Source organism: Neisseria sp. HMSC078H04, from assembly GCF_001838135.1.
Lineage (GTDB): Bacteria > Pseudomonadota > Gammaproteobacteria > Burkholderiales > Neisseriaceae > Neisseria.
Genome location: NZ_KV835852.1, coordinates 165,540 through 176,813, shown reverse-complemented (window position 1 = coordinate 176,813; position 11,274 = coordinate 165,540). Strand labels below are relative to the sequence as shown.

The window sequence follows — 11,274 nt, the reverse complement described above, 5'->3', positions numbered from 1 at the left end:
AAGGCCGTCTGAAAACTTTTCAGACGGCCTTCGATTTAATTCAGCTTAAGATTATTTATCGCGGCTGAATACGATTTTGGTAGCTTGGATAGCAACGCAGACAGCACCACCGATGAAGATCAAGTCAGCAGCGGTACGAACCCAACGCAGGGTATCCAAGATTTCCATTTGCAGGAACTCTTCGCTACGTGCATACCACAGACCATGAGTGATAGAAGCGTAAGCTTGAATCACGCCAACCGGCAACAGGCTGATGGCAATCATACCCACCAGACCGCCGTTCAGCAGCCAGAAGCCCCAAGTCATCAGTTTGTCGTCAAATTGCACATTAGGTTTCAGGTAGCGTGCAACCAGCAATACGAAGCCCAGAGCTAAGAAACCATACACACCGAACAGAGCCGCGTGAGCGTGAACTGCAGTAGTGTTCAGACCTTGGATGTAGAACAGGGAAATCGGCGGGTTAATCAGGAAGCCGAATACACCGGCACCGATCATGTTCCAGAAGGCAACTGCTACGAAGCACATCAGAGGCCAACGCAGACGTTTCGCCCAGTCGGACAGGTGTTGGTAAGACCAGTGTTCGTAAGCTTCACGACCCAGCAGAACCAAAGGCACAACTTCCAAAGCGGAGAAACATGCACCGATTGCCATAGAGGCAGAGGTAGAGCCGGAGAAGTACAAGTGGTGCAATGTACCTGGGATACCGCCCAACATGAAGATGGCGGCAGCTGCCAGAGTAGAAGCAGTAGCAGTACTACGGCGAACAAAGCCCATGTTGTAGAAGATGAATGCGAAGGCGGCAGTAGCGAACACCTCGAAGAAGCCTTCTACCCACAGGTGAACCACCCACCAACGCCAGTATTCCATCACAGCGATTGGAGATTTCTCACCGTAGAACAGGCCAGGAGCGTAGAACACACCCACACCGACCATAGAAGCTACGAAGATAGCCAACAGGTTTTTGTCTGTACCTTTTTCTTTAAAGGCAGAGATAGTACAACGCAACATCAGAAACAGCCACAACAGCAAGCCGACCATCAGCAGAAGTTGCCAGAAGCGACCCAAATCCAAGTATTCGTAACCTTGGTGACCGAACCAGAAGTTCAGCTCAGGCGGAATGATGTGAGTCAAAGCAAAGAAGTTACCTGCGTAAGAACCGCCAACTACGATGAACAGGGCGATGTACAGGAAGTTCACACCTGCACGTTGGAATTTAGGATCTTTACCGCCGTTCACAATCGGAGCCAAGAACAGACCTGCTGTCAGGAAGCCGGTTGCAATCCAGAAAATAGCGGATTGGATGTGCCAAGTACGGGTCAGCGCATATGGGAACCAGTCGGCCATTTCAAAGCCCAGTGCGGTATCAATACCGTAGAAGCCTTGACCTTCGACAGTATAGTGAGCGGTCAAACCACCCAACAGTACTTGTACGACAAACAGCGCAACAGTCAGGAATACATATTTGCCCAACGCTTTTTGAGAAGGAGTCAGTTGTACTTTAGAGATAGGATCTTCAGTAGGTACTTCAACCTCTTCATGTTTGGTCAAGAAAGAGTAACCCCACATCAGCAAGCCGATACCCATCAGCAACAATACCACGCTGGTGAAAGACCACATGTAGTTTTCAGTAGTCGGTACGTTGTTGATCAAAGGCTCGTGCGGCCAGTTGTTGGTGTAGGTGAAAGTTTCGTCAGGACGGTTGGTCGAAGCAGACCAAGAAGTCCAGAAGAAGAAGTTGAACAGTTTTTCACGCGCTTCTTGGCTTGGCAATGTGTTGTTTTTCATTGCAAAGTGTTCGCGAGTGGTTTGGAACTTAGGATCGTCGCTGTACACACCGTGGTAGTAAGGCAGAATGCTTTCGATCGCTTTCACGCGAGTATCGCTGATAACGACAGAACCGTCTTCCTTAATACGGCTTTGGTTGCGGTATTCGTCAGCCAAACGGGTTTTCAGAACAGCTTGTTCCTCAGGAGAAACTTCGTCAAATTTTTTACCGTAAGTTTCTTGCGCAGTCAGATCCAACCATGCAACCAGCTCGCGGTGCAGCCAGTCGGCAGTCCAGTCTGGAGCTTGGTATGCACCGTGACCCAATACAGAGCCAACTTCCATACCGCCGGTAGTTTGCCATGCAGATTGACCTGCCAAAATATCGTCTTTGGTCATCAGGACTTTGCCGGATGCAGAAACGACTTGTTCAGGGTACGGCGGAGCCTTTTTATAGACCTCGCTACCCATATAACCAAGAATGGTAAAGCATACTGCCAGTACGGCAAACAGCAAGTACCAAAGCTTCTTGTACTGTCCCATTTTGAGTACTCCTTGATTTTGGTAAAAAGTGGTTGGGTATTAATTCATCAAATATGAATGTTAAAGATTGTATCACGGTTTTAAAAGTAAAGAAATATTTTGTCAATAATATTCCTTTAAAACCATTAACTTACATGATATTGATTCCTATTATCCTATATAACTCCTCCTTTGTTATATTTTGTGTTAAGCCTGCACTAACATTTTCACACAAAAATAAACTTTTCGGTTTAGTTTTTTATACTACTAAAGGAGTATTTAGGGATTAAAAGATTCATATTCATTGAACAATTTGATTTATGTCAAAATATACCCAAACAAGCGCCTACATAATCATACAAAATTTCAAACCATCCTATCAGGATACTTAACTTTTCTTACAATAAGGAAACTTTAAACATGAAACGCCAAACCTTAGCTGCACTTATCGCTTCTGTATTTGCACTGGCCGCATGCGGCGAACAAGCTGCTAAACCAGCTGAAACTCCGGCTGCCACCGCTTCTGCCGAAGCTCCTGCTGCTGCTTCTGACTCACAAGCTGCTGCCGAGACTCCTTCTTCAGAATTGCCTGTAGTCGATGCCATCATGACTCACGCTCCGGAAGTTCCACCTGCAATCGATCGCGATCATCCGGCTAAAGTACGCGTTAAAATGGAAACCGTCGAAAAAACCATGACTATGGAAGACGGTGTTGAATACCACTACTGGACATTCAACGGCGACGTTCCGGGCCAAATGATCCGTGTACGCGAAGGCGATACCGTAGAAGTAGAATTCTCTAACAATCCTTCTTCTACCGTTCCTCACAACGTTGACTTCCACGCTGCTACCGGTCAAGGCGGTGGTGCAGAAGCTTCTTTCACTGCCCCAGGCCACACTTCTACTTTCAGCTTTAAAGCTCTGCAAGCCGGTTTGTACATTTACCACTGTGCCGTTGCTCCTGTAGGTATGCACATCGCCAACGGTATGTACGGTTTGATCTTGGTTGAACCTAAAGAAGGCCTGCCTAAAGTAGATAAAGAGTTCTACATCGTACAAGGCGACTTCTATACTAAAGGTAAAAAAGGCGCTCAAGGTCTGCAACCTTTCGACATGGATAAAGCCATTGCCGAACAACCTGAATACGTTGTATTCAACGGTCACGTAGGCTCTATCGCCGGTGACAACGCCCTGAAAGCCAAAGCTGGTGAAACTGTTCGTATGTACGTTGGTAACGGTGGTCCTAACTTGGTATCTTCTTTCCACGTTATCGGCGAAATCTTCGACAAAGTATATGTTGAAGGTGGTAAACTGATTAACGAAAACGTACAAAGCACTGTGATTCCTGCCGGTGGCGCCGCCATGATCGAATTCAAAGTCGATATTCCAGGCAGCTACACTATAGTTGACCACTCTATCTTCCGTGCGTTCAACAAAGGTGCTTTGGGTCAATTGAAAGTTGAGGGTAACGAAAACCCTGAAATCATGACCAAAAAACTGAGCGACACCGTTTACCAACCTGCCGGTGCTGCCGCTTCTGCCCCAGCCGCTGCGTCTGCCGCACCTGCTGCTTCTGAAGCCGCTAAATAATCCCTCGGTTTAATACGCCAAGCCACTGCTACTCTTCTCTTAGAGTCGCAGTGGCTTCCATCACAATTAATCTTCCTATTCAATCAGACAGATTGATTTTTCAGACGGCCTTGTTATGATTAGGCTATCTTAAAAATAAATTTTCTGTTTTCAAACGATAATAAGGGCGTACCATGAAACTCATACGACTCCTCCTCTTAGGCAGTGCCTTAATCTGCGGCAATACATTTGCAGCCGAAATGGTAAAAATCGAAGGAGGCAGCTATCGCCCTCTCTATCTCAAAAAAGAGACTTCCCTTATTAAAGTCAAACCCTTCCAACTTGACAAATATCCTGTAACCAATGCCGAATTTGCCGAATTTTTGAAAACACATCCACAATGGCAAAAAGACAAAATCAGCTCCAAACAAGCTGAAAAAGCTTACCTGAAACATTGGGTAAAAAACGGCAGCAACAGTTATGCGCCTAAAGCCAGCGAACTCAAACATCCGGTAACCAATGTTTCATGGTTTGCCGCCAATGCCTACTGCGTTTCCAAAGGCAAACGCCTGCCGACTATTGACGAGTGGGAATTTGCAGGCTTAGCCTCTGCCACTCAAAAAGACGGCTCTGCCGAACCCGGCTACAACCGCACCATCTTGGATTGGTATGCAGACGGCGGCCGAAACGGCCTGCACGACATCGGTAAAAACAAACCCAACTACTGGGGCGTATACGATATGCACGGCCTGATTTGGGAATGGACTGAAGACTTCAACAGCAGCCAACTCTCTGCCGGCTCGTCCAACACACAAATGTTCTGTAGCGGCGCATCCGTAGGCTCAAGCGACCCGTCCAACTATGCGGCATTCTTACGCTACGGCATCCGCACCAGCCTACAGTCCAAATATGTTTTAAATAACTTGGGCTTCCGCTGTGCGAGCAAATAAAGTTTAGTTTTTTATCACCAAAGCAGCTTTGGCGGTACTGAAAGGTATCGCCGCTTTTTTTGGCCGTCTGAAAAGATATGGCGCACAAAGACAAATTGTGGCATAATCCGCCCGTCTTTCTAAAAAGGCACTTAGGAGTTTGCTTAGGTCGTTTGGCTTGGCAAACTTGTCCGAACCTGAAAAGGTTCTTTTATTTTCGGAGTTATCCATCATGGCATTGACCGTAGAACAAAAAGCACAAATTGTTAAAGATTTCCAACGCAAAGAAGGCGATACCGGTTCTTCTGAAGTACAAGTCGCTCTGTTAACTTTCCGCATCAACGACCTGACTCCTCACTTCAAAGCCAACCCTAAAGACCACCACAGCCGTCGCGGCCTGTTGAAAATGGTTAGCCAACGTCGTCGCCTGCTGTCTTACCTGCGCCGTACTCAGCCTGATACTTACCGTTCACTGATTACCCGCCTGGGTCTGCGTAAATAATTTATGCTTAAATCAACACCGCCTTTGGGCGGTGTTTTTATTCGTATGCCCATGCCGTCTAAAACACAGGCTCACTCTGTGTTATACTTCCACACGCTTAAGCAGCAAGGCTTAAACTCCCAATCACTCCTTAAAGCTCCCATCAAAGCGAGAATCTGAATTGTCTGTTCATTCCATGTTGCACTCAGGAAAATTTTGGTTGAAAACCCTGGTTTTCAGCATTACCGCGCTTTTATGCCTCGCGGCGGTATTGAGTGCCTTAATGTTCCGCATATTCAACACAGAAAACATCGACGCATTCATACAAAAAAACTTTTCCGCCCATGGCTGCCAAATCAAATACAACGCCACTATCGGCAGAAAATGGCTGCCACGCCCCACGCTAATTTTAAAAGACCTCAGCCTTTCCTCTTCCGAACCTGACACGCCGACGTTGAACATCGCCGAGTCAAAAATGGGCTTTGGCTGGAGCAGCCTATGGTCGGATGCCCCCATTCTTGAAAAATGGATTCTTTTAAACCCGACACTGACACTGGACTCAAAACACCATCTGCCCGCCTGCCTGCAACAAGACCCATCGTCAAAAGAAAGTTTTCAGCTCAACCGCATCATCATCAATAACGGCAGCATCCGTTATCACACTAAAGAGCAAAATATTGCCTTAAACAATCTGCAATTTTCCCTGCGTAGAGCCGATTCAGACGGCCGTCCATTCGATATCAGCGGCACACTGCAAAACATCGGCAACCCCATCAGTTGGCAAGGCGCAGGCTATCTTGTACAAGATGATGCCGGCTGGAGCGTTCCCGCCCTCAAATTGAACCTGCAAACCGTATTGCTCAAAAACAAGCTGGATGCCCAAATCGCAGGCAGCCTTAATTGGCAAAACCAAACTGCCCTTTTCCGCGACTTCAACCTGCAAGCCGAAAGCGACTATCAAAACTTGCATATCAATGCACGTTCTCCCCTCTTGCAATTCAAAAATGGCTATTTGCACCTCAACACACTCAACGGCGCATTGACCGCCGGCAGTGAAAACAACCAATGGGACGGTTCATTCAAACTGGACAAAACCAACCTCTACGCAACCGTTTTGACCGCCGCCAATTTTGAACTCAAAGGCAGCCATAAAAACGACCGTCTCCAAACCAACTTTACCTTTTCCAGCCCTTTGGTTTGGCAAAAAGGCAAAGGCATCGATGCGCCCAAACTGCACCTCAGCACCCTGCAAGACACCATCAACCGCCTTCCCCGCCCCCGATTCATCAGTACACTCGAAGGACAGGCCAATTTCAGCCTAAATACATGGGAAGGCCGTCTGAAAGGCGCATTTGACAGACAAGCCCTTGCCTTGGCCTTTAAATACCAACGCGATGCCCAACCTCGTCCACACCTTGACGCCGGTATCGCCTTACAAAAACTGAATCTGACCCCTTACTTGGAAGACCTGAAAACCCAGCCATCACTGAATCTTCCTTCCCTGCTGGCCAAATCCTGGTTGCCCGACATTGAGGCCAACCTCCAAATCGGCAGCATTCAAACTGCCGGCCTGCAATTAGAAAACATCGAATCCCTGCTCACCGCCGATAAAGAACATATCGCCCTACACCGTTTCAAAGCCGGGCTTTATGGCGGTAAAACCGAGGGAGGCCTGAGTATTGCGGCGACACAACCTGCTTCCTACCACCTTCAGCAAAACGCAAAAGGCATACAAATTCAGCCGCTGCTGCAAGACCTGTTCGGTTTCCACAGCTTCAGCGGCAGCGGCGACGCCGTTATCGACATTCAAACTTCCGGTAACAACCGCGCCCAAATGATACAAGCCCTAAATGGCAGCCTGCTCCTCGATATTACCAACGGCGCATGGCACGGCATCGATATGGACAGCATTCTGAAAAACGGCATCTCTTCGGAAAAAATCGACAACAGCAACCTCAAAACCCCTTTCCATCATTTCATCCTCAATAGCGAAATTGAAAAAGGCATCAGCCATCATATCAACACCGAACTGTTTTCCGACAGCCTGCACGTTGTCAGCAGCGGCTATACCGATTTGAATACCCAAAAGCTGTCCGAAAACCTGCTTATCAGCAACGTACTGCAACCTAAAAACAAACCGATTCCCCTCAAAATCGGCGGAACCGTACAAAACCCTTCCATTACCTTTGATTACAGCCGCTTGACCAATGGCATGAACACACCGGCAGAAAAACAAAAAGCCCTGCAAGAAACCATACAAGAACAATGGAAGTGGCTCAAACCGCGCTAGATTTTCAAATCGAAGGCCGTCTGAAACCCAAAAAGTTTCAGACGGCCTTTTATCAGATACATTGTCAAAATAAGATGTTTACTTAGGAATGACCATATAAATAATCAGTGCAACAATGATGGCAAACCATATAGTCAACATTATCAAGCCTTTTTTGGAGAGTTTTCTTTTTCTCCAATCGAGCCTCAATATTTCTATCGTACCCTCAAACATCACCCCAATCATTTCCATCACGATTTGAAGTATAAATTCCAATAGAAATGACATCTACAAGCCCAAACTCTCCCAAATCTCATCGATTTTGGCCGTAACGGCAGGGTCTTTTTTGATTACTCGTCCCCATTCGCGGTCGGTTTCGCCCGGCCACTTGTTGGTCGCATCCAAACCCATTTTGCCGCCAAGTCCGCTGACGGGGCTGGCGAAGTCGAGGTAGTCGATAGGTGTGTTTTCCATCAAAACAGTGTCACGTACAGGGTCCATGCGCGTGGTGACCGCCCAGATGACTTCTTTCCAGTCGCGCACGTCCACATCGTCATCGACCACAATGATGAATTTGGTGTACATAAACTGGCGCAGGAACGACCAGCAGCCCATCATCACACGCTTGGCGTGTCCGGCGTACTGTTTTTTCATGCTGACCACTGCCATGCGGTAGGAACAGCCTTCGGGCGGCAGGTAGAAATCGGTGATTTCGGGGAACTGTTTTTGCAAGAGCGGTACGAACACTTCGTTCAACGCCACGCCCAAAACGGCGGGTTCATCGGGCGGTTTGCCCGTGTAGGTGGAGTGGTAAATCGGGTTTTCGCGCATGGTGATGCGTTCGACCGTAAACACGGGGAAATGGTCCTGCTCGTTGTAATAGCCCGTGTGGTCGCCGTATGGGCCTTCCAACGCGGTTTCGTTCGGATGGATAACACCTTCCAACACAATTTCAGCACGGGCAGGCACTTGCAAATCATTGCCGATACATTTCACCAGCTCCGTCCGCGAACCGCGCAGCAGTCCGGCAAACTGGTATTCGCTCAAGGTATCGGGAACGGGCGTTACCGCGCCCAAAATGGTGGCGGGGTCGCAGCCGAGCACGACGGCGACGGGATACGGCGTATCGGGATTGAGTTTTCGGAATTCCTGATAATCCAACGCGCCGCCGCGATGCGACAGCCAGCGCATAATCAGCTTGTTTTTGCCGATTAACTGCTGACGGTAAATACCGAGATTTTGACGTTTTTTGTGCGGTCCGCGCGTGACGGTCAAGCCCCACGTTAACAGTGGCGCAACGTCTTCCGGCCAGCAATGCTGAATCGGAAGTTTATACAAATCAACGTCTTCGCCTTCCCACACGATTTCCTGACACGGCGCATTTTTTACCACGTTCGGCGCCATACTCCAAATGTCTTTCAACAGCGGCAGTTTGGAAAACGCGTCTTTAATGCCTTTGGGCGGTTCAGGTTCTTTCAGATATGCCAGCGTCTGCCCGATTTCGCGCAGCTTGGATACACTGTCCGCACCCATGCCCAGCGCCACACGCTCAGGCGTACCAAACAGATTCGCCAACACAGGATAATCATAACGCGTACCATCAGGCTTAATCGGATTTTCAAACAACAACGCCGGCCCCTCGGCGCGCAGCACGCGGTCGGCGATTTCGGTCATTTCCAAATGCGGCGACACCGGATGCTGAATGCGCTTGAGTTTGCCATCAGCTTCCAATCCGGCGATAAATTCTCGCAGATCTCTGTATTTCATGATTTCATTTTCCTGAACAGTCCGTCTGAAAACAGACTGCCATTTCGGGTTTGAAAGATAAACCAGCGGCTATTGTACCTGCCAAATCTGTTCAAATCCCAACTTTCCACGCCCGAATTTCTAGATTTTTTGCAAACTACCGTCAAATTTAAACAATATCTGCTTGTGATTGCTTTCAGACGGCCTTATCTTTGGTAAAATTCCAACTTAATCCAGTCATCAATCAATATTTATCGTGGGACGGCGGCCATGTTTGCAATTTTAGAATCTTTTTTCGTTGAATACGGCTATGCGGCCGTGTTTTTCGTTTTGGTTATTTGCGGCTTCGGCGTGCCGATTCCTGAAGATTTGACGCTGGTAACCGGCGGTGTGATTTCCGGCCTGGGTTATACCAACTCGCATATTATGTTTGCCGTCGGCATGCTCGGCGTATTGGTAGGCGACGGCTTTATGTTTGCGGCCGGCCGGATTTGGGGACAAAAAATCCTTAAATTCAAACCGATTGCGCGCGTGATGACACCCAAACGCTATGCCCAAGTACAGGAAAAATTCGACAAATACGGCAACTGGGTTTTATTCGTCGCCCGATTCCTGCCCGGCCTGCGTACCGCTGTTTTCGTGACTGCAGGCATCAGCCGCAAGGTTTCCTACCTGCGCTTTATCCTGATGGACGGCTTGGCCGCGCTGATTTCCGTTCCGGTTTGGATTTATTTGGGCGAATACGGCGCACGCAATACCGACTGGCTGATGGAAAAAATGCACAGCCTGCAATCCGGTATCTTTGCGGTACTGGGCATCGGCGCCGTCATTGTCGGCTGGATTTGGTGGAGAAAACACCGCCGCCATACCTTCTTCCGTGAAAAACTGCACGAAAAACGCGCTGCAAAAGCCAAAAAACAAGCTAATCAATAAACCTTTCTAGGCCGTCTGAAACACTTCCCCGCTTTCAGACGGCCTCAATCATTCATCAGAAACACCATGAAACAAAAAATCTTCGTCCTCTACACCGGCGGCACCATCGGCATGACCCAAAGCAGCGCCGGTCTGCGTCCCGACACCGCTCTCGTCGATAAAGCCCTTGCCCCCTTTTCAGACGGCCTTGATTTCGAATGGCACGTTTGCCAGCCGCTCATCGACTCTTCCGCAGTAACGCTGCAAAACCAACGCGACTGGCTGGAGCTTATTATTGCCAAACTGCCTGACTATGACGGCATCTTGGTATTGCACGGCACGGATACCATGGCATACACCGCCAACCTCTTCGCCCTTTCGCTGCAAGGTTTGGACAAACCCGTTATCCTGACCGGCTCGCAATGGCCTTACGATGCCGCCAACAGCGATGCGCCGCGCAACCTTGCTACCGCCGTTTCCGCTTTCTCGCTCAAACTCAAACAAGTGGCGATTGCCTTTGACGGCAAGCTCTTCCCCGCCATCGGCAGCAGCAAGGTCAGCACAGAAACCGCCGCAGGTTTTGACAACCTGCATTTTGGTGCGCTCACCGAATGGGATGAAAACAAAGGTTGGCACAATATCCATATTGCCCCGACCCAACATTCAGACGGCCTCAATCCGCGTCTTCCAAATCCCGAAGCCAAAGTTTCCGTCCGCACGCTGATTCCCGGTTATGCCGCGCAAGAACTTTCAGACGGCCTGCCCCACTTTTCCGCCCAAGCCCTGATTCTGCAAAGCTACGGCCACGGCAATGCGCCGAGCAACGATGCGTTTGTCCGAGCCGTCCAAGCCTTTACGCAACAAGGCAAATTGCTGCTCAACATCAGCCAAGTGCCGCAAGGTTGCGCCGCCGCCGTTTATGCCCAAGGCGATGCTTTGCGTCAGGCAGGTATCATCAACGGCGGCAAATGCAACCTTGAAACCGCCACTGCGCTGATGACCCTCGCCGTATCTCATGACTGGAATGCAGATAAGGTGCAACAAGAATTGCGACAATTAAATCTGCTGTAACCGCCATTAAA

The 11,274-nt window shown here is 48.9% G+C and carries 9 protein-coding genes; 6 read left to right on the top strand and 3 right to left on the bottom strand.

Features of this window, described 5'->3' with window-relative positions; all coding sequences use genetic code 11:
• Window positions 1-51: 51 nt before the first annotated feature.
• Window positions 52-2,307, bottom strand: a complete 2,256-nt coding sequence (locus HMPREF2560_RS09575) for a nitric-oxide reductase large subunit (protein WP_070873839.1) — start codon at window positions 2,305-2,307, stop codon at window positions 52-54.
• Between the two features lie 399 nt (window positions 2,308-2,706).
• Between HMPREF2560_RS09575 and nirK the strand changes: the two genes are divergently transcribed.
• Window positions 2,707-3,876: a copper-containing nitrite reductase gene (gene nirK, locus HMPREF2560_RS09570; protein WP_004519389.1), complete on the top strand. Its 1,170-nt coding sequence runs from the start codon at window positions 2,707-2,709 to the stop codon at window positions 3,874-3,876.
• Window positions 3,877-4,049: 173 nt separating this feature from the next.
• The gene (locus HMPREF2560_RS09565) at window positions 4,050-4,805 is read left to right on the top strand and encodes a formylglycine-generating enzyme family protein (protein WP_003745813.1); all 756 of its coding nucleotides are present in this window, start codon (window positions 4,050-4,052) and stop codon (window positions 4,803-4,805) included.
• Window positions 4,806-4,808: 3 nt separating this feature from the next.
• Here HMPREF2560_RS09565 and HMPREF2560_RS09560 read toward each other — a convergent pair whose 3' ends face one another.
• A complete protein-coding gene (locus HMPREF2560_RS09560; RefSeq protein ID WP_039861972.1) occupies window positions 4,809-5,018 on the bottom strand; it encodes a hypothetical protein in 210 nt (69 codons plus the stop codon).
• Here HMPREF2560_RS09560 and rpsO point away from each other — a divergent pair.
• Window positions 5,017-5,286 (top strand): 30S ribosomal protein S15, encoded by a 270-nt coding sequence (rpsO, locus tag HMPREF2560_RS09555; RefSeq protein ID WP_036491726.1) that lies wholly within the window; start codon window positions 5,017-5,019, stop codon window positions 5,284-5,286. The two genes, HMPREF2560_RS09560 and rpsO, sit on opposite strands and share 2 nt — an antisense overlap.
• A 175-nt stretch (window positions 5,287-5,461) precedes the next feature.
• Window positions 5,462-7,555: an AsmA family protein gene (locus tag HMPREF2560_RS09550; protein WP_070873838.1), complete on the top strand. Its 2,094-nt coding sequence runs from the start codon at window positions 5,462-5,464 to the stop codon at window positions 7,553-7,555.
• 267 nt (window positions 7,556-7,822) lie between these two features.
• Here HMPREF2560_RS09550 and ubiD read toward each other — a convergent pair whose 3' ends face one another.
• Window positions 7,823-9,301: a 4-hydroxy-3-polyprenylbenzoate decarboxylase gene (ubiD, locus tag HMPREF2560_RS09540; protein WP_070607940.1), complete on the bottom strand. Its 1,479-nt coding sequence runs from the start codon at window positions 9,299-9,301 to the stop codon at window positions 7,823-7,825.
• A 249-nt stretch (window positions 9,302-9,550) separates the two neighbouring features.
• Here ubiD and HMPREF2560_RS09535 point away from each other — a divergent pair, with 249 nt between their 5' ends.
• Window positions 9,551-10,213, top strand: coding sequence for a DedA family protein (locus HMPREF2560_RS09535; protein ID WP_070461385.1), 663 nt, complete (start codon window positions 9,551-9,553; stop codon window positions 10,211-10,213).
• A gap of 66 nt (window positions 10,214-10,279) precedes the next feature.
• Window positions 10,280-11,263 (top strand): asparaginase, encoded by a 984-nt coding sequence (locus HMPREF2560_RS09530; RefSeq protein WP_070873837.1) that lies wholly within the window; start codon window positions 10,280-10,282, stop codon window positions 11,261-11,263.
• Window positions 11,264-11,274 lie beyond the last annotated feature (11 nt).